Raw genomic sequence first — 25093 nt, 5'->3', positions numbered from 1 at the left:
TTTATGAGTAAATTTATTTTTGTTACGGGTGGCGTTGTATCTGGATTGGGTAAGGGCATCACTGCAGCTAGTTTGGGTAGACTATTGAAAGCTCGTGGATTGAAGGTTAGCGCACAAAAACTTGATCCATATATGAATGTTGATCCAGGTACAATGAGCCCTTATCAGCACGGCGAAGTTTTTGTCACAGAAGATGGAGCAGAAACAGATTTGGATTTGGGGCATTACGAGAGATTTATAGACGAGAATTTAAACAAGTTTTCGAATTTAACATCTGGAAAGATATATTATGAAGTGCTAACCAAAGAGCGATCTGGAGGATATTTGGGGCAAACAGTACAAGTAATTCCGCATATTACCAATGTGATCAAAGATTTTATATATAACAGTGCCAAAAACACAGATGTGTTGATTACCGAAATTGGTGGGACAACAGGAGATATTGAGATTCAGCCATTTTTGGAAACCATTAGACAAATTTCCTTGGAAGTTGGGAGAGACAATTGCGTATTTATACATCTGACGCTAGTGCCATATATCAAATCGAGCGGCGAGCATAAGAGTAAGCCAACGCAACATTCGGTAAAAGAGCTTCAGGCGATGGGGATCTCTCCAGACATTATCGTGGCTCGAGCAGACGAAGAACTTTCAGCAGATATTATGGCCAAGATCTCGTTATTTTGTAATGTGAAAAAAGATTGCGTAATAGAAAATATAACATTACCATCTTTGTACGAAGCGCCATTGATGCTACACAAAAATGGGCTAGATAAAGTGGTCTGTAGGACACTCAAGTTAGAGACAGTAGCACCAGATTTAACCGAATGGAAAGAAATGGTAGATCACATTTATAACTCATCAAAAGACGTCAATATTGCGATTGTTGGCAAATATGTTAAACTACATGATGCGTATTTATCTGTTGCAGAAAGCCTTCGCCATGCAGGATATATGTTAGGAGCAAAGGTGAGTATCAGCTGGATAGATAGCGAAGAAGTTACGGCCAAAAATATATCGGCGATGTTGAGCGGTGTTGATGGAATTGTAGTACCCGGAGGTTTTGGCGACAGAGGCATTGAAGGCAAAATATTAACATGTAAATATGCGAGAGAAAACGATATTCCGTTACTGGGAATTTGCTTGGGAATGCAAGTTGCGGTTGTGGAATTTGCCCGAAACGTATTGGGGCTTGCAGATGCGAACTCGGCAGAATTTAGTGAGACTACCCAAAATCCGGTGATTCATATCATGCAAGAGCAGAAAACGATTACCGACAAAGGCGGAACGATGCGCCTCGGCAGCTATCTATGTAGTATAAAAGACGGCACGTTGCTAAAAGAATTATATGGCAAAGACGAAATTGCGGAGCGACATAGGCATAGGTACGAGTTTAATAATGATTATAGAGAACAAATGATCAGCAACGGGCTGGTAATTAGTGGAGTATCTCCGGATAAAACTTTGGTAGAAGTCATAGAGATACCGACTCTTAGCTACTATATTGCAGTGCAATTTCACCCCGAGTTTAAGAGTCGCCCAAATAAACCGCATCCGCTGTTTTCGGGATTAATACAAGCAAGTATACAAAAATAGAAGGTAGGAGAACTTATGAAATTTTGGAAAATGCACGGAATAGGAAATGACTATATATATTTTAATTGTTTTGAAGTGGAGATAAAAAACCCTAGGCAAGTTGCAGTCGAGTTATCGGATCGTCATTTTTCGATAGGCGGAGATGGCATAGTGTTGATTGGCCCATCTAGAGTAGCAGATGCCAAGATGAGGATGTTCAATTTAGACGGAAGCGAAGGCAAGATGTGTGGAAACGCCATCCGATGCGTTGGAAAATACCTATACGAAAATAACATCACTCGCAAAACAAATCTGAAGATAGAAACACTCAGCGGCATAAAAGACCTAACACTACAAGTAGAAAACGGGGCAGTGAACATTGTGGAAGTGGATATGGGAGCACCGATTTTGGAGCCTGCAAAGATTCCGGTTGATCTTGAGGGAGATGTTATAATTAATCATGAACTTCTTATAGAAGAAGTAGCATATAATATAACATGCGTATCGATGGGAAATCCTCACTGCGTAGTATTTGTAGACGATCTAGATGATATTGAACTGGAAAAGATCGGACCATTATTTGAGAATAACGAAATTTTTCCGGATAGAGTAAACACAGAGTTTGTACAAAAGATAAATGAAACCACATATAAAATGAGAGTGTGGGAGAGAGGCAGTGGCGAAACACTAGCCTGTGGAACGGGAGCATGCGCAGTTGCAGTAGCTTGTGTTCTAAATGGGTATGCCAAAAAGAACGAAGATATTACAATTATATTAAAAGGTGGAGAATTAAAAATCAGATATACAGATGAAACAATATTTATGACCGGAACAGCGACTAAAGCATTCTCGGGGGATGTAGAATTTAATTGCTAGAAGGGAGGGATGGCGATGTACCAAAATTTAAGAAATAGAACAATGGAGTCTCAGCAACCAGAAAATTTGATTATTACATCGAACAATATTTTGGCATTAAAAGAGTTTTTAACTTTAGAACAAGCCAGCGAGCGATTGAAAATACCAAAAGATTTGGTACGACAAATTTGGGAAAGCAATGATAATACGTTGCTTCTAAGGTATGTAGAAGAAAATACACTGGGAAATCATTTACGTTGATGTATGCAAACTGCAGAATATTCTTTTGCAGTTTATTTTTTTGCATTTTTTTAAAAAGGAAAATAAATGTAAAAAAAATTGACAAAACATTGACAAAATATATATTGAACGAGTAAAATTAGCAATAGAATATATTAAATAAGAGGAGCTATAGAATGGTAATAGAACAAAATTTTTTTAAAAATATACCCATAGGTTATGATATCATTTCTAAATTACTACAATTTGAAAAACAAATATTAGAGGCTCAATACCAGATTAGAGAACTGCCCCGAGGTTATGGTATATGTAAAGTTAGCAACACCAATATATTTAAGTTTAGGTTAAATAGCCGAGATAGAATCTTATTTAGTTTTATTAGAAATCAAACTAAGACCATCGATTCTATTGTATTTTTAAAATTTGTAAGCCATGATAATCAAATCAGAGAAGGACATAGCTATGATGAGCGCAGTTTAAATTTGGTTACTATTAGACAAGCACTTCAGCAAAAATATGATGAAGATGAGTTAGATATTCAAATTGAAAAAATGTATACAACACATTTGGATCTGTCAACAATTCAAGGAATTGTTGTTCGTGATGAAGATTTGGTACGATTAGCAGAAGAAAACGATATCGAGTTTGTCAAATATCTGTCTGATGAGCAATACGATGTTTTGGATGCTTTGGAAAACCAGATTTTACTTATTGGGGCAGGCGGAACGGGCAAAACAGTAGTATTATTACATGTGCTGTCAATGACAAGAGCCAATAGCAAATCGTTATATCTAACATATACCGATCTATTACTAGAAAAGGCGCACAAAGATTTTCAGGTATTTAATAAGCAGGAGGGGTTAGAGTTTATGACAATACGAAAATTACTGTGTAAATTAGCCAATATAGCAGATACCCAAATGATAACCACTCGCGAGCTAAGACGTTGGCTATATCAGGAAAAATATAAATATTCAATCGTTCAGCGCAAAGAAATACATGAAATAGTTGCAGAAATCAGAGGAATTTTAACAGGATATCTGGGTCTTGAGTATAAATTTGTTAAATCTAAGATTGAGGGTAACCAGAGGTTGCTTCCGCTAGATATTTATTTGGATATGCCTGAACATTATTCGATATTTAACAAAGATGAAAAGCAAGAAATTTATAAAGTGGCGGTGGCTTTTCAAAAATGGTTAGATACTTCCAATAAATACAGCGAAAATGACGTTGCAAGAATGATTTTAACAGCAAATAACTTTGAAAAATATGACTATGTGGTAATTGATGAAATTCAAGATTTAAGCGAATTACAAATTTATTTAATTAGTAAATTGGTGCGACCGAGCGGCAAAATTGTGTGGGCCGGCGATATAAACCAAACAATATACCCAACCTTTTTTAATTTTGGTCGTCTAAAAAACTTATACTATACATATAACAAAGAGATTACAAATAAAGTTCTTACCAAAAATTTTCGTGGAACCAAACAAATTACACGGTTAATTAACAATCTCGTTGAAGAAAGGCAAAAGTATATCGGAACTTCTTCTTATGATTACGAAGAAGTCGCACTAAAAGATGGTAGCGAACCGCAAGTATTAGATTTTAAGCCGCGAGATTTTGTTCAACTGTTTAAAGAAGTGGTCGATAAGCACTATTGCGCCATTGTTGTCGCGACCGAGGCCACCAAAATGAAACTTGTAAAGTTATACCCCGGAATAGAGCATCGTATATTTTTGATTAACGAAATAAAGGGGCTTGAATATGATAACATCTATTGCTATGACCTAATGTCTGAATATATTGTTAAATGGAACGAAATTTTAAATGGCAAGTGCAAAAAAAATGACCAAATGAAGTATTACTTTAATTTGCTATATGTAGGAGTTAGCCGTGCAAAATCGAACTTATTTATTTACGAATCCAAATACGATCAATTGAAGTTTTCACCTTTAAAGAAGTGTGGAAAAATTTCTGCATATAATTTGGAGCTTGTGGCATTAACAACTAAGTCAACAGCTAAAGATTGGGCCGATGAAGCTATCCGGCTGGCACAATCTGATCAAACTGAACAATCGCAGTTGGCAAAAGAGTATGCCAAAGAAGCTGAAATTAAGGAAAAAATTATTTTAGAAGCTACTAGCAAAACTACCGAAATCGAAGAGCTTAAATTTATGGCCGAAGAAAACGATATCGAGTCTCAATATCAGCTTGGGTTATGGTACACTGCAATAGGCACCCCTCAAGACTTGGAAAAATCTGTAGAATGGTTTGAAAAGGCTGCAAACGCTGGATATGCTTTGGCTCAGTATCAGCTGGGGCTTTGCTATAAAAAGGGACTGGGCACCAAAAAAAATGCGACGAAAGCTTTTTCATATTTTTTAAAAGCCGCGGAACAAGGACATGCATTAGCTCAATACCATCTTGCTATGTGTTATATAAAAAGTGACGGAGTAGAAAAAGATCTCAAATGGCATTATGGCGATGGAGCAAAGCGTGATTTACAGAATGCATTAACTTGGTATCAAAAAGCTGCTAATCAGAATGTGGTCGAGGCGCAGTATCAACTAGGTTGTTGCTATAAAAAAGGGTTAGGAGTAGAAACTGATATAGTAAAAGCACTGGAATGGTTTGAGAAAGCGGCGGCTATGAATTACGGAGAAGCCCAGCTAGTAATAGGCAATTGCTATGCGGAAGGGACAGGAGTGCCTAAGAGTCTACTTACCGCAGTAGAGTATTGGGAGAAAGCTGCCAAACAAGATAGCGTCGAGGCCATGTTTATATTGGGCGAATGTTATGACATGGGTTGGTATGGCATAGAAAAAAATTTGTTTAGAGCCGTGGAGTTATGGGAGGCCGCCGCGGCGAAGAGATTTGCACCGGCGCAATATAGAATGGCCCTATGCTATAAAGAAGGCAGAGGAGTAGAGCGTGACTTAAAGCAATCGATGAAACTATACGAAAAAGCGGCATCTGGTGGCTATGTAAATGCGCAATACGAATTGGCTGTTATGTTCGAGAAGAAGCGAGACTTTAGAAAGGCAGCCAAATGGTATGAGAAAGCCGCAAACTCAGGACATGGAGAGTCTATGTATCGACTAGCAGTATTTTATGATGATGGAAAAGGAGTAAAAAAAGACGTAAAAAAAGCCATGGAATTATATAAAAAGGCTGCCGACCTAAAAAATTCAGCAGCTCAATTTATGCTCTCTGTTAGATCTTAAAAGATTTTTTTTATTCTTGAGATAGCTTCGATAACATTTTCGCGATTTCCAAAGGCAGACATTCTAAAATATCCCTCTCCATTAGTTCCAAATCCAACTCCAGGAGTTCCAACAACGTGGGCTTCGCTTAAAAGCTTGTCAAAGAAAGTCCAAGAATCCGTTTTGCATTTGAGCCATATATAAGGCGAGTTATCTCCACCTACAAGCCAAAAGCCCAGTTCAGCAAAACCGTCACGAATGATTTTTGCGTTTTCGAGATAATAATCAATATTAGTTCGAATTTCTTTTTGACCTTGTTCACTAAATATGGCAGCAGCACCTTTTTGCACAATATATGGAACACCGTTAAATTTGGTGGTTTGTCGTCTAAGCCACAGCTTGTTTAGAGCTGTATCATTTACTTGCAGAGTGTGGGGAATTACAGTATATCCGCATCTAGTACCTGTAAAACCAGCTGTTTTGGAAAAGGAACAAAACTCTATCGCACAAGAGGAGGCGCCTTCTATTTCATAAATGCTGGTTGGCAAATTTGCGTCTCGTACAAAACACTCATACGCGCTGTCAAATAAGATGATAGAATTATTTTGGATAGCATAATCGACCCAGACTTTAAGTTGCTCTCTAGTATAGGTCGCACCAGTTGGGTTATTTGGAGAACACAAATAAATTAGATCACCACCGGAGCCATCTTCTGGCATTGGCAGAAAATTATTGTCTTCATTGCCATCTAAAAAATTAACTTTGCGTCCGGCCATAACGTTTGTATCCAGATATGCGGGATATACTGGATTTGGAATCAAGCTGGTTCCTGGGCCAAAGATATCTAAAATATTTCCGAGGTCACTCTTAGCTCCGTCACTAATAAAAATTTCGTTTAGATCTAATGAAACCCCTTTTGTTTTATAGTAGTCTTGAATGGTATTTTTCAAAAAGTCATAACCTTGTTCTGGTCCATATCCGCGAAACGTCGCTTCTTCGCCCATTTCCTGAACTGCCTCATTTATCGCAGCTACAACGCTTGGTGTTAGAGGAAGCGTTACATCGCCAATACCTAGTCTAATTATTTTGGCATCTGGGTTAGATGAACTAAATTCGGTTACTTTTTTAGCAATAGTAGAGAAAAGATAACTTTGCTCTAAGTTTAAGAAGTTTTCATTAATTTGCATTATATATCTCCTGTCTCTCAATTTTAACATAATTAATATATCCTAATTTATCCTATTCGTCAAGCAATAAAAAATAGGAGACGCAAAACGCATCTCCTATCAGAAAGTTCCTATGTAATATGTAATTAATATGCACAAAGTCGAAAAGATAAACGATATAATAAGACAAATATCTTTTTTAATTAAAAAGTATAATCCTAGTGCTCCTATGCCGAGAAAAAATAAAGACACAGAAACAATGTTGCTAAATATTAAGAAAAAATCTATAAAAACGGTCATAAAATATGTAAGGCAAACAGTCATGAAAAAATGAAATACGACATTATAATTTATAGGTTTACTTTTTTTGTTTTCCATAATTAAACCTCCTTTTGTATTATAATATGAGGCTTGTACCAAATTTATGACAAAAACTTCAAAAAAATTCGTAAAAGGGCTTTACAAACTAAAATTGTCATGTTAGACTAATCGAGTAATTGAGACGCGGGGTGTGGCTCAGTTTGGCTAGAGCGCCTGGTTTGGGTCCAGGAGGCCGCAGGTTCGAGTCCTGTCACCCCGATATGCGCGAATGGCTCAGTGGTAGAGCATCTCCTTGCCAAGGAGAGGGTCGCGGGTTCGACTCCCGTTTCGCGCTTTTTGTTATGCGTAAAATAAAAAAAGGAAGCCCCAAAGGGCCTCCCTCTACATATAATCTAGTCTAACTCTAACACTTCAGGAAAATCTCTATACAATGTTTTGCCGTATTTTAGTGTTTTTTCTCTATGCGTTTGATATAAAGCGGCTTTGCGATTTTTGGCCTCTTCTTGATCATCAACCAACAAGAAATAGTCATTGCTAGCGATTACTTCATCTCCATTATATAATTCTACATAAATCGTAAATCTATCAAAGACTTCTCCAGAAACTACAGAGCTGATTTCAAAAAACTTTGCATTTGTATTTTCTGCCACGATAGCTATATTCTCTGTGAATGTATCCACTTTGCCATCGGAATAATTGATGCTTATTTTACATGTTAAATCTTGATACTTATTATAGGTATCGTTTAATACCCACACCCCAGCCTTAAATTCTTCGCCTGGCATGAATCGGCGTTTGCGATACTCAACTGATGGTACCAGCGGCGCGTATGCTTTGCGAACATATTCTAAGGCTTGTTTTGGTACCCCATAATAATCAACGATTTCCCATTTCATAAGAGGTCTGTTTGTAATAAAGTGACATAAAGCAACTCCACTCATGTGAGGCTTTTTGCGTCTTATAAATTCAATCGCAAATTTATAAACTTCACCTTGCGATTTCTGTGTTGAATCAATAAAATTCTCTATACTATCATAGCATTGATCTCCAAAAATATCCATGTTAATAGCTTTTAGAATATCGATGTTTGCCATTAGGTATCCCCACGAAGGTCCTGGAGGCCATATTTCATCTGCAGGTATAAATTTTTTGAGACTCTCTAAGTTTGGTACTGCTGCGCCGCATAATTCAGGAACTATGGCACATTCGAGAAGCGGATTTGCAAAATAGTCTTCCATGGCTGTACGCCCCGCTGCGTAGTAGGCCCCATTGTAATGCAAACACTCTTTTGGTTTATATCCCAGCTTTCTAGCAGGTGCCGAACTCATCATGCTCGCATCGGCATATGGAATATCTGTATAACGTTTGATATAGATTCCCACTTCTTTCATCATTCGCTTGTTATGGCTTCTAACCTGCGCCTCACTAAAAAATACTTCTTCGCCACCCATCCAAAATATATTACAAGGATGATTTCGTCTTTCTTTAACTATTTCACCGCATTCGTGTAAAACCGCATTGACATACGGTGGATCGTCTCGCAAAACCTGAGAAGATAGAGGGAAGTTGGTCCAAGTGGTAATTCCCAACTCATCGCATATGTCATAAAAATCATCTACTTCTGGCGGATGCCATCCGAATATTCTAAGGTTATTGAAGTTTCCATATTTAGCAAGATTCAGCAAGTGCTCATATTTCTTACGAGAGTTTCTGCCATATAAAAATGAAGGAGGGCCTCCCCAGCATCCGGAGCGCAAAAATATCGGTTTGCCATTAATAACAAATGTCCATGGAGTTTCGCATTCATCCAATGTGAAGCCAGGATTAAAGGCCATCTTAACTTCTCTAATGCCAAATCTGGTTTTTGCCGTATCTAGCAATCTACCGTTTTCGTATATCTCCACTGTTGCATAATATAATGGCTGATCTCCCATATCCCATGGCCACCAAAGCTTCGGCTCGGGCACTCCAATGTGTGCAGTAATGTCGTTACTCCCCGGATAAAATCGTTCCGTAGTTTTTGTGACGATGTTTGTATCTTGATCGGAAACTGTAATCACAACATCGTAATCCGCGTTTGCGGCAGCCTTTAGCTCCAACGTGGCTGTTAGATCTAAAATTGCTCCTGCGTCAGTAAGCGTCGGATGCACATACAAATCCTCGATTCTAGCATTCTCATACGCTACAATTTTTACTGAGCGCCATATACCCACCGGAATAAATCCTGGCAAATAGTCTCCAGAAAACGTATGATGTAATCCCGCGATGTTATGCAAAGTCTGCGGCGGCGGATCCAGTTTCACTACTAGATGGTTGCAACACTCGCTAGCGTTATCAGCGTCTAAATACGTTTTCAAAAGCCCTGTTACATCAAACTTGATAGGCGAATACATTCCTTCGTGTTTCCCAAGACGATGCCCGTTCAACCAAATTTCACAACTATAGTCGATGCCACCAAAAATCAGTTGTAAATCCTTCTCTTTAAAATCCTTTGGCACATTAAATCTACAAATATACCACCACTCATAGTACTGCACCCACGCTTGCTTAACCATATTTCTACCAATATACGGATCTTCGATCACTCCCGCTCGTTGCAAATCCGAATAAACATCTCCCGGAATGGTGGCGTAGTGCCAACCGCTAAATGCAATATCGCGCTCTGGTGGAATGTCGTATAACTCTTGCTCGATTCCTTGACCAGGGTTCATTTGTTTCATATACCATGTCTGATTATCTAACACATATTCGTATCTATCCATAATAACCTCCAAACATTTTATAGGGGCAATGGCTTGCCATAACAATTATATTCGAATTATAATAGCAAGTGAGTTAGAATTAAATGATCTATTATAAAAAAAAAATGATGTCAAAACTCGGATAGGAATTTCGTATGATAAAAGCAAATAACATAGAAGATATAATGACAAATAATCCAAACTTAAATTTCAAAATATTAGTAATTAACAATCATTTTAAAATTCGAACGACCAACGTTTCGGCCCAATGCGTAGAGCCCAATTTGCTTATTTTTTGCAAAAGCGATAAAGGATATTTTAAAATAGGCGAACAAAATTATAAAATTTCCGCCAACAGAATTATTGTGATTCCTAGCAACATCGTTCACAGAGCATATCACAATCCCAAAGATTATATTTCTGTTGTAATAATTAGGTTTTTGCCCCAGCCAAATCCCAAGCTTTTTGGCTCAAAACCATTTGTGTTTGATTTGCCTCAAACAACAGCTTTTTGGTCTATCATAGAAAACATGGTAAATTTTGCCTTAAATCATAATATTCACGAAGTAACCAATAACATTATTGCATCCAATTTGCTAAAGGCTGTGTTTTGGAATATTGTTGCAGTCCTAAAGTCAGGCCTTTCGAATGACATTACTATAAATAAAGCTATTGCTTACATCGAAAAAAATCTGCATCAATATAAATATGTAACAGTCGAAGAGCTTTTATCTCATGTCAACCTTAATCATTGTGAATTTACTAATAGATTTAAACAGGCTACCGGCATCACTTTCAAAAGATATCTCTTCGAAAAGAAAATGCAGATAGCCAAGCAGTTACTACTAATGGGCGAGTACTCGATCGATCAGATTGCCTATATTTTAACCTACAGCGACCGATATATATTTTCAAATCAGTTTAAACGCTGCTTTGGGGTATCTCCAGCAAAAATGAGACGAGAGGCGAGATCTAGTCAAGCGACATGCTAACCAAATATTTTGCCTATTGAAGCGCCTCAGGATCGAGCTCTGAAATGTATCCTTTGTAGAAGCCGCCCGATTGGCTCGTTGCCCATATTATTTGCGGGTCTTGTGAGTCAAATTTTAGGTCATAAATCTTGGTGGCGTTGCCAATGTTGGTGTTAGCCTTTTTCCAAGTATTTCCAAAGTTTTCAGAGATGTATACCCCGTTGTTGATGACTTTACTATCACTAGTATCGCTTGGTCGGTTGCTTACAAGAAGGCGGTTAGGATGATTTTGATCAAATTCGATGAGAGTTACGTATCTGCCTTCAAAGATTTTTTGCCATATGGTGCTTCCGTTTTTGAGAACCCAAACCCCTCCAGTTGCTGCTGTACCAGCAGGTGACCCGGTTACTGAAAAAGAGGAGGTTCCAGCTGCAATATAAAGATTGCCCAACGGATCGATGTTGATATCATTCACCTGTGTGACCGCCTTTGGCAATCCCGAAAGGAGCTCCCACGTTTCTGCTTTATCATAGGATACGTACATTCCAACGCCAGAGTTTTTGTCGCGCTCGGGGTCGGTTATTGTGCTCTTGCTATATGGCATTCCCGCATATAGAATATTAGGGTCGCGAGGGTCAAATAGCAATTGGTATGCCCACGCGTCGGTTGGGAGCCCCTCGTTTTTTTGTGCCCATGTGTATCCGCCGTCAGTAGATTTCCACACGCCTAGGTGCTCGGTTTCGGGATTTCGACCGCCAGATGTTTCGTGAAGAAGCCCATTTGAAACCGTAAACAAAATGGTCTTTGGATCACTAGGGTCGATCACCATTGTTCCCACGCTTTTGTTGTTGATATTCGCAGTTTTGCCAACAAGTGGAGACGATATGGATTCCCAGGTTTGCCCCGCATCGGTGGATCTAAAAAATTCGCCCGCACCGTGTTGGCGCATTATTGTCATATACATCGTATTGATATCTGCTGGGGAGATTGCAATGTCTGCTGCAGACTCTGGCGAGTTCGGAAGATGCTTTATATATGCAGGGTCGTTGCCTTCTCCTTTATCCACTACTTGGAAAAGGCTGTTTTCACCACTCACCAGATACATCAAGTCTGGGTCGCGAGGGTCTGTTAATATTCCTCCGCCAGGCAAATTTGATCCACCAGTTCCTGTCATCGAGCCGTCTTCTCGATACTTAACATCAGTTTGCTCCCACGTTTTTCCCCCATCAGTCGATTTCACAAGACTTCTAAACATTACAAAAACTGTACCGTCTAGTGCGATATCTAAGTCTCTCGCGCCTTGTGTCGAATATAAATCGTGATAGTAGTAGGCATCTCCTGCGTGATGGTAAGTCACGTTTGGCTTGCTAAGGTCGGCACCCTCTTGAACTTTGCCCGACTTCTCCCAATACTCTGCAGATTCGCCCCATCCATATCCGGTTCGCGTTAAAATATCCCATGTTTTTCCACCATCTGCCGTACCCCAAACTTCGCCCAATCGCATCGATGTTGCGTGCGCTGCATTATGAGAAATATAGATTCTATCAGGATTTGTTGGGTCAATTACAATTCTATCAAATGTTGGAATGTAGTTTGTTGGGTAGTTGGGATACTCTGCCTTAATAGCATTGCGAACTTCTGTCGTATTTTTGGAAGGATATTTTTCGGTACCACTAAAATATCTGCCAATAAAGTTTGGAGTCCAATACCAAGCGTTTACAAAGTTTCCGGGATTAGTTTCGCCAGTTGGGTCTACAATTTTGATAGTTTCTTCATTGACTTCTGCTAAGTTTAACCCCAAATCTCCGGTGATGTTTTCCCAGGTCTCGCCGCCATCATAGCTGCGCATAATTCCGCCTGTTTGATCCAGACTTTTGGTTTCGTCGTTTAAGAAATAATCGATCTGGTGAATCGCCACAATCTGGATAGACTTATTTTCATGATCTATATACAATTTGAAATCATGCACTAGATCGTTTGCATCTGCGGGATCTACCAAGCCATCACCATCGATATCTAGCTTCTTAAATGAGCGGCCTCCATCTACGCTTTTGTATAGCCCATAGGATGTTCCTGCATAAACTTCTTGCGTATCAAATGGATTAAATAAGATTTGCCCAAATGTTGCCGCCCCCGGAATGCCTGTCTCGGTCAGCTTGCCCCAGGTCACTCCCTTATCGGAAGATTTATATAGCCCCGCCGCACCTATCGGATTGACCCCATGCGGCTTTGCTTTCGTATAATGATTGCGCTTAACATCCCAGTATTTTCCTGTACCTGCAAGCCAAATATTGTCGTCAGTAGGGTCAACTGCAACATCTCCAACACGGCTAGTAGGTGCGCCACCAGTTGTTAATTTGGTCCAGCTGAGCCCTTTGTTTGTAGTAAGCCACAATCCCGACCCTGCTGCAAATCCAAAATTCTCATCTTGATGCGAAAAGTCTATTCCAGAATCTCCACCCGGATTTGGATTGCTTTTAGATGACTCGTTGATATCATTCATCGATACAAAATGGTTTCCTTGATCAAATGTTACGTAGCGATTTTTCATATCAGGTAAGTTATAAAATGTGTTAGGATCTGTGGAGTGCATATGAACTCCTTCCGAGTATCCGGCATTGCCCGGTGCAAACTGTTCCCAATAAATATAATCTTCCGATGCCACAACTTCTTTATCCAGCGTCTCAAAGTATGCCTTATCAAACGAGTATATAGGTTCAATCATATTATCCTCCGTTTTATTCACTGCCGACTTCGCCGTTTGCCCCAAAACGCGATCTTGAATTTGATCTAAAACTTCCGCAGATATCGCATCATCTGCAGTTCGCGTTCTCAAATACTCCAATTCGGCAATAGCAGCTTTCGTCTCCTCCAACGTCAACTTCCCAGCATCGTCGTCAGCAGCATAGGCAGTTGATCCCGTCGTTAACAGTAACATTGATAATACAAAATTTAATTTTTTCATAAATCCTCCTTATTATTAACACGTATTTTTTGGCTACCTCAAAATTTCTCCCTTGAAAAATCCGCTTCCATGGTGCGTCGCCCATAAAATATCTTCGCTCTGCGCATCAAATGCCAGGTCAAAAATCTGTGTAGTATTTCCGAACCCTACGTTTATTTTGCTCCATGTTTCGCCCGCATCTTCTGATAAATATACCCCATGATTTAGAAAATCCCAGTTCATCATGCTTCGCTTGACAGCAACCATCAGTCGGTCCGGGTTGTTAGAATCAATTGTGAGTAATCCAGTGTGTGGCATCTCGAAGAGCTTTTTCCATCCACCGTTTTCGGTTGTGACCCAAACTCCTCCTGCAGATACAGAGCCATACATATCGCCCGCAGTAATATAGATCTTGCCATCGGCAAACTCGACGTCAGTTACATGCGCTATTTCATCTGGAATATCTACTGCAACAAAATTTACTCCGTTATCGGTGGAGACAAATAGCCCGCCAGCTTGTTTGAGCGATGTGTTATCTGCATATAAATGTCCGTCACCCGCAGTTTTTTCGAGACCAATTGTTACAGAAGTTTGGTTCTCGCCAGTGGTGAAAATTACGTTTGCGGCGGTCATGGTGGTGCTTGTAACATCTGCAGATGCCATTACTTCGCCAGCAGGAGTGGAGACAAATAACGTTGCATTTTCTCCATCTTTTTCCATTTTGGTGCTCATTGTGAAATTATACTTTGTATTAGGCTTCAACCCGCCTACAGTTTGTTTTACGGATCCTATGCCTGCAACATCAAGAGAATCGAATCCCTCTAGCGTTTTCTTTCCAAATTTTGCGTTCCCGGTTGCAGTCCAACTGCCTATGCTACCAGCAAAGCTTCCGTTTTTGATAGAAACCGAGGCCCCCGCGGTAAGTCCAGCGTATAGCGCATTGGTTGCTGGATCAAGCTTGAGCGTGTAGATGCTTTGGTCTGAAGGCAATCCGTTGCCAATTGCGTAGTCGGCATCTGCGGGCGCTTCCCAAGTTTTGCCGCCATCAGTAGATTTATATAGCCCCACAAATTTGTGATCCTTTGCTGGAAGATTAGCTGAATTTGCATGAACAGTAGTAAGCGGAATGCCAAAGTACATGTTGTTTTCGTTTTTAGGATCGATCACAATAGGCGTTGCCCACGTTGTGTCATTGCTATTATCAGTTTTGTATATATTGGTTGTATAAGTGTCCCACGTTTCGCCACCATCCACCGACTTTAGCATCTCGCCTTTGTGAGCCTGGCGCATTACTAGCATAAACATAACGCTCGGGTCTGATGGTAGATAGGCAAGCGACATCGGAGAGTGCGGAGTGCCATACACATGAGACACAGTTGCTCTTCCATCGACTTCTGGGTGCGCTTTGCTATCTAATTTAAATAGCTTATTTTCACCAGACACAAAAAACATTTGCTCTGGATTTTCGGGATGCTGTACGATCTGGCTTCCTGGTAAATTTGATCCACCAGTTCCTGTCATAGAGCCGGTAGAAGTGTACTGAACATCAGTTTGTTCCCAAGTTTGGCCACCATCAGTTGATTTCGTTAGTGCACGGAACATCGCATATACATCGCCGTTTGGCGCAATGTCGAGGTCTCTAGCAGATTGGGTGCTGTATAATTCTTCATAATAGTCGCGTTGCATATGATGGCTAGTTGTATTAGGTGCAGATAAGTCGGTACCTGCAGCTATTTTTCCAGAATTTTCCCAGAAATCAGCAGAAATGGACCAGCCCTCGCCTATCCTTGTTGCTATATCCCAAGTATCTCCCCCATCTTTGGTCATCCACACATCGCCAACAAACATCGACGCCGCATGAGTGGAGTTATGCGAAATATAAATATTGTTAGGATTGGTAGGATCAACAACAATTCTGTCAAATCCTTGAATTAAGTTGGTTGGAATGTTTGGATACTCTTTTCTAAATTCTGTACCATTTTTAAAATACGGAGCGCCTTTAAAATATTTGCCAAACGCCCTGCCACTGGAATAGAGCCACATAGATACAAAGTTGGTCTTATGCCCGGCGGCAGTGATATCAGGATTAGATACTAATTCTTCGTTTAGCGCCGCAAAGTCCATTCCAAGATCGCCAGTTATATTAATCCACGTTTCGCCAAGGTCCAAACTTTTTACGATCCCTCCAACAGAATCTACGCTTTGCGCATTGGGAACGTATCGAATTTGGTTAATAGCGTAGAGCTCAACTTGCTTTGTAGTAGGATTTACAATAAGTTTCATATCACGCACAAGATCTTTATCCACACCGTTTTCTTCTTCTATTGTCTCTATTTTTTTATATGTTAGACCAGCATCAGTAGATTTATAGAGCCCATAACTTGTGTGTGCAAATACGATATCGCTATCGTCTGGATTTACATAGAAGCCGCCATATTCTGCCTTTGCGGGAAGCCCAGAGGATGGATTTGGAATGTAGGTCCAAGTTTTGCCGCCATCAGTGGTTTTAAAGTAACGACCAGCGTTCATCGGCTTGTTGCCATGAGGGCTATTCCAGTCTACATAATTTCCCTTTATATCCCAGAAAATTCCCGAGCCGGCATACCAAACTTGATCATTATTCGGGTCCACACCAACTGCCGAAAGCGTGAAATTGGCCATATTCGCATCTGCAGTGGGTTGGCGATCAAAAGCCAAATCAACTTCGATTCTATCCCAGCTTTCGCCTTTATTGTATGTAACAAACATTCCGGTTCGAGTTGCTGCCATCCCGAAATCTGGATTTTGTCTTGAAAAATCTACGCTATATACTCTAGAGACTTGGTCATTATTTAGGGAGCGATAATCTTCATCTAATACCGATAACCAGGTTGCTCCGGCATCAGTGGAGCGATACGAATTAAACATATCGGGAAAATTGAAAATTACGTTAGGGTCTGTTGGATGAGTGAATACTGCTTCTGAATACCCGGCGCTTCCAGGGCCAAATTGTGTCCACGTTACAAATTCTTCAGATTGAACAATTTCGGTATTTAGAGTTTTAAAATAATCGTTGAGCGGCTCGTGGTTTAACGTATTTGCCATTGTGGCGAAGGGAGATAACGATAGGGTGGTAACCATTATGGTTAGGATTTTATTAAATTTCATGATGCTCTCCTTTATAATTCAATATATTTTGAAACGAAATCAATATATAAAGTAATATATGTTAAATATTAAACAAGTATACGCAAATTTTTGTTGTCTTTGTAGGCAAAAAAAAGCCCCTCCAAAACGAAGGGGGGGTACGCTGTTTTTTATTGCGTTAGTAAGTTCCAAAATCTACTTCCTTTAGTTACAAATTGCATCCGCGTAAAGTTAACGGCTATATTTTTAATAGATCTAAGCGATGGTGGAAGCGACACAAACTTTAGGTTATTGCATTGATAGAATGTTTTGTTTCCAATAGAATATATATCATTTAACAGTTGCACCTGCGACAAATTACTACACTCAGCGAAAGAGCTATTGCCAATAGTGACATTATATCCGGATATAACAATGCGTTCTAACCCGGAGCATCTATAAAATGAATGATCTGCTATTGTACTCACATTCTCCGGAATATACAAAGATTCTAAATTTTTGCATGCCGCAAAGGCGTATATTCCTATATTCATCACCATTTTGGGAATCTCTATATCAATCAAATTACTACATATCGCAAATGCAAACTCACCTATTTCCATAAGATCTTCAGGAAGCTTTACGCTTATCAATTTGGAGCACAGAGCAAAGGCGCAGCTGGGGATAACTGTTAAAGATTGAGAAAGCTCGAGATGTACAAGATTAATGCACCCGTAAAATGATTCCACGCCTATATCCATCACACTATTCGATATTTTGACAGTGGTTAATTCACTACAATACTTAAATGCCTGCTTGCCTATTGTTGATACTCCATCCGGAATGTCAATTTTAACCAATTTACTACATTTAAAAAACGCCTTCTCGCCTATAGTTTGCAGTGTTTCAGGAAATACAACATCTGTTATGTAATCGCATTCATAAAATGCTTTGTCGGCTATCGCCACAACTCCATCGGGAATACACACTTGCGATGATTTGCCGCAATACTTTTTCAAAACTTTGTTAGAAATTATAAATATGTTTTTATTATAATTAGCCAAATTACAACTAGGTTTTTTAGCAAAAACAACTTTAGTGTCTGGCTCAATTTTTTGACCAAACTTTGCAGTCACAAAGCAGTTAACAATTTTTGTCGCAACAGCCGGTTGCCATTTGCCAGTATTCACTAGATCGTCGATAATGGAGGCGATGGCTTTATGATCATTTGCAGACAAAACTTTTCGAACAACTTTTGATGCCACGGCGTGGTCTATTGCCAGTGATAATATCATTTGATCAGTGCCATCTATCTTTGCATTTAAAAGAGTCTTTAATTTGATACTGTCCACAAAAACTGCTGCCCCGTATTGTAAATATATATATCTCAATATTTTTTCTGATGTACTCATATGTTTCTCCTTCTTCAACTAATTTCCCATTGTAGCCCGGGGAAATATATTAACGTATATAAAATATTTTTGCTATACCTGAAGATGTCACATTATACCATGCATTTAATATTGTTGCAACATATTTCGAATATTTATACTGTATTCATTATTTTATTTATCAGCGCAACTAAATTACTCTCCGCTATTAACCGATCATCACCGATAACTCGACCTGCTTCTGCCCACAACGCCGATACGCCGACAACATCCGCATCTCCTAGAATTTTTGAAATATCTGACAACACATCGTCGAGATTCTCTTCTTCATCATCAATTTCGTCTATTCGATTCACAACAATCGTGGGTTTTATATGCAAGTTCCGAATTGCTCTAACTTCTGTTCTAGATGCGCCTCGAGCCGCGCCAAGCACCCACACAATCGCATCGGCATTTTTGACGAATTTTTTGGTAATTGAAATGTGATTCGCATTGTCAACGTTCAACCCCGGAGTATCAACCAGAGTTATATTTCGTAACAACGGATGATCTATAAATATTTCTACAGTTTGAATAATTTTTCGAAGCGCAACCCCCTCGTCACCCTCCGCTGTCAATGCGTGAAAATCCAATTCGGAAAATTCACGAACAGTTTTGTCAACAAAAGTGGCAAGAACCCGCCTAGTTGCGCCATAAGAAATGAGCGTAATTATGGCCGTTGTCGGAGTTACGGCAGACTTCAAAATCGGCTCACCCAGTAACGCATTAATTAGGGAAGATTTACCAGTTTTAAACTCTCCCATCACCAAAACCAGCTTTCTCGACGACGCATTTCTAGCTAATGCCTCCCCACGATCTGCCGCAACTCTAGCTGATGCCCCTCATGATTGCCGCAACTCCAGCTGATGCCCCCCATGACCTGCCGCAACTCTAGCTGATGCCGCCCCATGATCTGCCGCAACTATGATCTGCCTGATGTCCAAGATCTGCCGCAACTCCAGATGATGCCGCCCCATGATCAGCCGCAACTCCAGCTGATGCCACCCCATGACCTGCCGCAACTCTAGCTGACGCCGCCCCATGATCTGCCGCAACCCTAGCTGATGCCGCCCCAAGATCTGCCGCAACTCCAGATGATGCCGCCCCATGATCAGCCGCAACTCTAGCTGATGCCGCCCCATGACCTGCCGCAACTCTAGCTGATGCCGCCCCATGATCTGCCGCAACTCCAGCTGATGCCGCCCCATGATCTGCCGCAACTCTAGCTGATGCCTCCCCATGATCTGCCGCAATTCTAGCTGATGCCGCCTCATGATTGCCGCAACTCTAGCTGATGCCGTCTCATGATTTGCCGCAACTCTAGCTGATGCCGCCCCATGATCTGCTCGCAACTCCAGCTGATGCCACCCCATGATTTGCCGCAACTCTAGCTGATGCCACCCCATGATCTGCCGCAACTGCAACTCTAGCTGATGCCGTCTCATGATTTGCCGCAACTCTAGTTGATGCCGCCCCATGATTTGCTGCAACTCTAGCTGATGCCGTCTCATGATTTGCCGCAACTCTAGTTGATGCCGCCCCATGATTTGCTGCAACTCTAGCTGATGCCGTCTCATGATTTGCCGCAACTCTAGTTGATGCCGCCCCATGATTTGCTGCAACTCTCGATGATGCCGTCCCATGATCTGTCGCATCTCTAGCTGATGCCGCCCTATGATCTGCCGCAACTCTCGATGGTGCCGCCCCATGATCTGTCGCCACTCTAGCTGATGCCGCCCCAAGATCTGCCGCAACTCCAGATGATGCCGCCCCATGATCAGCCGCAACTCCAGCTGATGCCACCCCATGACCTGCCGCAACTCTAGCTGATGATGCTACGCCATTGATCTGGTCGCAACTCGTAGCTGAATCGGCCCCTGATTCTGTCAGCAACTCTAGCTGATGCCGCCCCATGATTTGCTGCAACTCTAGCTGATGCCGTCTCATGATTTGCCGCAACTCTAGTTGATGCCGCCCCATGATTTGCTGCAACTCTAGCTGATGCCGTCTCATGATTTGCCGCAACTCTAGTTGATGCCGCCCCATGATTTGCTGCAACTCTAGCTGATGCCGTCTCATGATTTGCCGCAACTCTCGCTGATGCCGCCTCATGATCTGCCGCAACTCTAGCTGATGCCGTCTCATGATTTGCCGCAACTCTAGTTGATGCCTATGATGCCGCCCCATGATTTGCCGCAACTCTAGCTGATGCCGCCCCATGATTTGCCGCAACTCTAGCTGATGCCGTCTCATGATTTGCCGCAACTCTAGTTGATGCCGCCCCATGATTTGCTGCAACTCTAGCTGATGCCGTCTCATGATTTGCCGCAACTCTAGTTGATGCCGCCCCATGATTTGCTGCAACTCTAGCTGATGCCGTCTCATGATTTGCCGCAACTCTAGCTGATGCCGCCCCATGATCTGCTGCAACTCTAGCTGATGCCGTCTCATGATTTGCCGCAACTCTAGCTGATGCCGTCTCATGATTTGCCGCAACTCTAGCTGATGCCGTCTCATGACCTGCCGCAACTCTAGCTGATGCCGTCTCATGATTTGCCGCAACTCTCTGATGCCGTCTCATGATCTGTCGCAACTCTAGCTGATGCCCCATGATCTGCCGCAACTCCAGATGATGCCGCCCCATGATTTGCTGCAACTCTAGCTGATGCCGTCTCATGATTTGCCGCAACTCTAGTTGATGCCGCCCTCATGATTTGCGCAACTCTAGCTGATGCCGTCTCATGATTTGCCGCAACTCTAGCTGATGCCGCCCCATGATTTGTCGCAACTCTAGCTGATGCCGTCTCATGATTTGCCGCAACTCTAGCTGATGCCGTCCCATGATCTGCCGCATCTCTAGCTGATGCCGCCCTATGATCTGCCGCAACTCTCGATATTTCAGCTGCTCCACCCGTCGCGATCAGTTTTGCGTTTCTGGTTTGTATTAAAATCCCCCCTTCTATATAACATTTTGACGTTAGCGCGTTTTGGATATTTCGGTTACTCGATGTCGCGGATAAATATATGATTATGGCACCGTTGATCATGGTTGTTATTGTTTCTACTAAATTATCGAACGCCTGCTTAAACACCCCATAATGCTTTGCTGCCATCATGATTCCTATCAATAAAAGTATTAGCATTATTGGATTTTCCAATTATATCACCTCGAGTTGCGATAATTTATAGGTCAATATTTGAATGTCCTTTTCGAGCTCCATTCTCGCAGTTGCGTTTTGTTTCAAATTTACGTCGCATTCTGTTTTGTATGTCTTCAACAATTTTGCATGCTGTTTTATCGCACTGGTTTTTAGTTGCTCAATTCGCGTCGCAATGTTATGGCTGATTTCAGCGTACAACTGTTCTACACCTCGATCGATTGCAGTAGTCAATTCTGGTCGCACTGTCGATTTGACTTCTTTTAATTTCCCTTCCAACAGCTTTTGATGTAACGTAGGCATCGCCGCCATGCTGATAAATGGCAACACCATATTTGCTCCTGTTAACGCTAACGCTCCCGCTATTCCTGCCGAAACAAATCCAGCGTGCATACTGATTTTTGATACGTCTTTCACGTTCACTGCAATATCTTTTTGCAAAATATCTTGGTCTCGCTTTATTAAATAGTGATTCTCAACTACAACGTCTTGTCCAAATTTATCAGTCAAAATAGCGGCTACGGCTTTGGCTAAATCTGTAAATTGGTTTTCTAGATGGTCTGAGTACGAGTACACCCAGCGCTGTATATTTTTCTTAATCGAATTACAAAGATACATTTCTACAAACACTTTGAAATCTGCGCCGTTATATGACGTGACCATTTCTAGCATATCCATTGTTAAATTTTCTCGGAATGCCGACAAATCTGTATATGCGACAACCAGCATGTCTTTTTCGGCCGCAGTAATATATTCGACGATCTCATTGCTATATGCGGCAATAGTCTTTTGAGTTGCTGCAATCTGCGCTGCCTCGGTTTCTAAAGACGCTATCTGTGTATAAAAAAACTCGAGTTGCTCTTTTGCTAATTGGGTGATTAAACGAATGATCGCCTTGAACTTAGCTTTGTTGCGAGCTTGCCGATCAAATGTCTCAATCACATTGTTAAGCGTACGCTTAATTTCGAAAATGCCGTATGCTTGCGTTGCCGATAGAGGATGGAGCTGAATTTTGCGTAAGCCAAAATATTTTTTTAATTTATTGTTAACATCTAGCAAAACATCTGCCTCTTCTTCCTCATCAACATAGTCAATTTTGTTCACAATAAAAATTATAGACTCTATCTCTAGCAAATGTTCTGCGATAAAATTTTTTTCGGTGCGTTTTAATGGCGACGATGCGTCAAATATAAATATAGCGATGTCTGCCTGAAGTATGCAGTCTGCTTGAGAAAGCTCGGCAATTGGGGGCGTATCTATTAGGGTAACGTTTGATACTTCATATGGTATAGCGTTAATAGTTGTTGTGGAAGAAACTTCCAATTGATTCCCTTGCAATACGTTGACAAATGTAGACTTTCCTGTATTAAACTCTCCCAAGACAACTACGGTGACAGAATCGTTTTCTATCGCATCTTTCATCGCAGCTATCCGCTTGTTTAATGCGTCGTCCAGTAAGTCATAAAATTCTGTTTGGATCCACTCAAGCTTCATTTTGTCCATCTAAAACAACTCCTTTAACTGATTTTGTATTAATACGATGCGCTCACTCTGATCTTGCAAAGTCGCCAGCTTTGCCGAATTATTAACTTCATTCGCTTCCTTTTCTAATAGCAAATCCTTCAGCTGCTGATCAAAACTTGTAATCTTTGAACCAATCTCATTTTGCAAAGCTTGTATCATTGAGTCCGCGTCTCGCTTATATTGAGATCGAAATTCTTGTAATTGATTTTTAATAGTATGATAATATTTTTTGTTTACCTGCTGCTTAAGTTTTTGTAAAATTTCTCCCTTTTGCTCATACTTAAAATAATTAAACATAGCAAAACTGGCGCCAACAATAGGAACTAGCATGTGTGATGCTGCGATAACGCCAATAATAGCGCCTCCAATCATAAAGTTTTTAAATAATCGGATATCGCGTTGATACAGTTCATCGTTGATACTAATGGTCGACGAAAAGGCCACCTCCGCCATTGCAGTTGTCGAGATCTCCAATTCTCGCTGAAAATTTTTGATCAGATTATCGCAGGCGCTGTTTAGCTTTTTGACTGTATACGCAATTTCACCCTCCATCTGCGTCTTTTTAAACTCGGTCAACTCTTCATGTAGCTTCGTTTGCAAAGGGGCAACAACATTTTCGACTCGCCGTAATATTTGTTCGCAGTTCAATTCTCCGGTATAATCATCTACGGCAGCAATGGCCGCTCTAGCAATGTGCTCAAGCCCCATCCGATATCGTGTTACCAGTTTTTTTTCAAATGCAGCGAGAGAAGCAAGCAATCTATTGAGCTCAACGACAACATTATTTTTGGTTGCAGCTATACGGGGCTTAAACTCGGCGACTTTTTGCTTGACCACTTCTAAGTCGACCAAAATAGCCCGCTTTTGTAGTTGAATATAATCGCTATCTAAAGCAGAGCAAATTCGTAACCCACGCTCGATATACTTTTGAAACTTGATGGTCGCTCTTTGTGTAATTAGATACTGCGCCAAATCATCTTCTAGTACCGCAAAGCCCGTCTCTTCAAGAGTATCAGGAACAATAACTCGCTTTCCGGCTAGGGTTTGTCCAGATTGCGTGCGTTTAAAATTGAGCGCATTTCTGGAAGATACCAAATATATTCTAGGGTTGTCCAAAACAGATTCGAGATGTTTAGTTGCGTAATCGAACAGCTCGTCCTCTTCCTCTTTAGAAGCAAGTCGATCCTTAAAATTAATTACAAAGAAAATCTTTTGAATATCATTGGCCAATATGCGGTTCTTCAGAAAATCTTTTTCGGAGTCGGAAAAAATTTGTGTTGCAGAAAGAATTAGTATTGCAACATCAGCCTGAGGTATAAATTTAAACGTAATTTCTTCGCGGTCGGTATCATTAGTTCCCGGGGTATCAATAATATCTATCCCGTTTTGGCATAGTTCCAGCGGATACGCTATGTCGACATACTCGATGCTCGCGATATATTCCACGTGCTTTTCATATAATTCCATTTCCTGGGCAGAATCAACATCGGGCGTGCCTCCAACAATCAGCTCCTGAAACTCTTCTTCGCTTATTTGCCTATTGGTTCCATCTCTAAAATATATATTATAAGCAAAATTTAGATCATAGTGAATTTTATTAATTACAGTAGTAGTAGGTCGAGTGGATGAAGGCAAGATTTTTTGACCCAATAACGCATTGATAAATGTGGATTTTCCTCTCGAAAATTCACCAACTACAACAACATTAAAAGTATCTGCAAGCAACGCCGCCTTCGACAATAGCAATTGCTCCGAAAAGTGAGTTATCCCTAGCTCGGTATGTATATTTTCTAACGCTTCATATAGCGATATAATTTTAAATTTAGTTTGATTAAACTTTTGTAAATCCATATAAATCCT

17 protein-coding genes and 2 tRNA genes are annotated in these 25093 nt (G+C 40.8%); 7 read left to right on the top strand and 12 right to left on the bottom strand.

The features are described 5' to 3' along the window. Window positions 1–3 precede the first annotated feature (3 nt). The 4 genes from PCY70_RS13610 to PCY70_RS13595 all read left to right on the top strand — a co-directional run bounded on the left by PCY70_RS13610 (window position 4) and on the right by PCY70_RS13595 (window position 5894). A complete protein-coding gene (locus PCY70_RS13610; RefSeq protein WP_010166470.1) occupies window positions 4–1593 on the top strand; it encodes a CTP synthase in 1590 nt (529 codons plus the stop codon). 15 nt (window positions 1594–1608) lie between these two features. Further along, complete coding sequence (gene dapF / locus PCY70_RS13605) at window positions 1609–2448, top strand: diaminopimelate epimerase (RefSeq protein ID WP_305767914.1); 840 nt, start codon at window positions 1609–1611, stop codon at window positions 2446–2448. Window positions 2449–2463: 15 nt separating this feature from the next. Then, the gene (locus PCY70_RS13600; RefSeq protein ID WP_029487866.1) at window positions 2464–2688 is read left to right on the top strand and encodes a hypothetical protein; all 225 of its coding nucleotides are present in this window, start codon (window positions 2464–2466) and stop codon (window positions 2686–2688) included. A gap of 155 nt (window positions 2689–2843) precedes the next feature. Beyond that, complete coding sequence (locus PCY70_RS13595) at window positions 2844–5894, top strand: AAA family ATPase (protein WP_305767913.1); 3051 nt, start codon at window positions 2844–2846, stop codon at window positions 5892–5894. Here the strand turns inward: PCY70_RS13595 and PCY70_RS13590 are convergent. Further along, on the bottom strand, window positions 5891–7060 hold the full coding sequence (locus tag PCY70_RS13590) for an LL-diaminopimelate aminotransferase (RefSeq protein ID WP_029487865.1): 1170 nt from the start codon (window positions 7058–7060) through the stop codon (window positions 5891–5893). The two genes, PCY70_RS13595 and PCY70_RS13590, sit on opposite strands and share 4 nt — an antisense overlap. Window positions 7061–7544: 484 nt before the next feature. On the opposite strand from PCY70_RS13590, the gene PCY70_RS13585 reads away from it, so the two are divergent. Continuing rightward, window positions 7545–7619, top strand: a tRNA-Pro gene (locus tag PCY70_RS13585). A gap of 3 nt (window positions 7620–7622) precedes the next feature. Continuing rightward, window positions 7623–7694 (top strand) — tRNA-Gly (locus PCY70_RS13580). A gap of 58 nt (window positions 7695–7752) precedes the next feature. Here the strand turns inward: PCY70_RS13580 and PCY70_RS13575 are convergent. Continuing rightward, a complete protein-coding gene (locus PCY70_RS13575; RefSeq protein WP_305767912.1) occupies window positions 7753–10122 on the bottom strand; it encodes a glycoside hydrolase family 2 protein in 2370 nt (789 codons plus the stop codon). A 134-nt stretch (window positions 10123–10256) separates the two neighbouring features. On the opposite strand from PCY70_RS13575, the gene PCY70_RS13570 reads away from it, so the two are divergent. Beyond that, window positions 10257–11093 carry an AraC family transcriptional regulator gene (locus PCY70_RS13570; RefSeq protein WP_305767911.1) on the top strand — a complete coding sequence of 279 codons (837 nt, stop codon included), beginning with the start codon at window positions 10257–10259 and terminating at the stop codon, window positions 11091–11093. Between the two features lie 13 nt (window positions 11094–11106). Here PCY70_RS13570 and PCY70_RS13565 read toward each other — a convergent pair whose 3' ends face one another. The 10 genes from PCY70_RS13565 to PCY70_RS13520 form a co-directional block, all read right to left on the bottom strand. Beyond that, the gene (locus PCY70_RS13565) at window positions 11107–14037 is read right to left on the bottom strand and encodes an exo-alpha-sialidase (RefSeq protein ID WP_305767910.1); all 2931 of its coding nucleotides are present in this window, start codon (window positions 14035–14037) and stop codon (window positions 11107–11109) included. Window positions 14038–14070: 33 nt separating this feature from the next. Further along, the gene (locus PCY70_RS13560) at window positions 14071–17163 is read right to left on the bottom strand and encodes a beta propeller repeat protein (protein ID WP_305767909.1); all 3093 of its coding nucleotides are present in this window, start codon (window positions 17161–17163) and stop codon (window positions 14071–14073) included. A 149-nt stretch (window positions 17164–17312) separates the two neighbouring features. Further along, the gene (locus tag PCY70_RS13555) at window positions 17313–18533 is read right to left on the bottom strand and encodes a leucine-rich repeat domain-containing protein (RefSeq protein WP_305767908.1); all 1221 of its coding nucleotides are present in this window, start codon (window positions 18531–18533) and stop codon (window positions 17313–17315) included. A 134-nt stretch (window positions 18534–18667) separates the two neighbouring features. Beyond that, window positions 18668–19315, bottom strand: a complete 648-nt coding sequence (locus tag PCY70_RS13550; protein ID WP_305767907.1) for a dynamin family protein — start codon at window positions 19313–19315, stop codon at window positions 18668–18670. A gap of 78 nt (window positions 19316–19393) precedes the next feature. Further along, window positions 19394–19924: a hypothetical protein gene (locus tag PCY70_RS13545; protein ID WP_305767906.1), complete on the bottom strand. Its 531-nt coding sequence runs from the start codon at window positions 19922–19924 to the stop codon at window positions 19394–19396. Then, window positions 19872–20804 (bottom strand): hypothetical protein, encoded by a 933-nt coding sequence (locus PCY70_RS13540; RefSeq protein WP_305767905.1) that lies wholly within the window; start codon window positions 20802–20804, stop codon window positions 19872–19874. Before PCY70_RS13540 ends, PCY70_RS13545 begins: the two co-directional genes overlap by 53 nt. Next, entirely contained in the window at window positions 20722–21132 is a 411-nt protein-coding gene (locus tag PCY70_RS13535) for a hypothetical protein (protein WP_305767904.1), read from the bottom strand. The genes PCY70_RS13540 and PCY70_RS13535 overlap by 83 nt, the downstream gene beginning before the upstream one ends. Beyond that, a complete protein-coding gene (locus PCY70_RS13530; RefSeq protein WP_305767903.1) occupies window positions 21098–21709 on the bottom strand; it encodes a hypothetical protein in 612 nt (203 codons plus the stop codon). Before PCY70_RS13530 ends, PCY70_RS13535 begins: the two co-directional genes overlap by 35 nt. Continuing rightward, window positions 21710–23212: a GTP-binding protein gene (locus PCY70_RS13525; protein WP_305767902.1), complete on the bottom strand. Its 1503-nt coding sequence runs from the start codon at window positions 23210–23212 to the stop codon at window positions 21710–21712. Continuing rightward, on the bottom strand, window positions 23213–25084 hold the full coding sequence (locus tag PCY70_RS13520) for a dynamin family protein (RefSeq protein ID WP_305767901.1): 1872 nt from the start codon (window positions 25082–25084) through the stop codon (window positions 23213–23215). Window positions 25085–25093: the final 9 nt, after the last annotated feature.

It is taken from the genome of Candidatus Epulonipiscium viviparus, assembly GCF_030708075.1.
Lineage (GTDB): Bacteria > Bacillota > Clostridia > Lachnospirales > Cellulosilyticaceae > Epulonipiscioides > Epulonipiscioides viviparus.
This window is presented reverse-complemented; position numbering and strand designations above follow the sequence as displayed.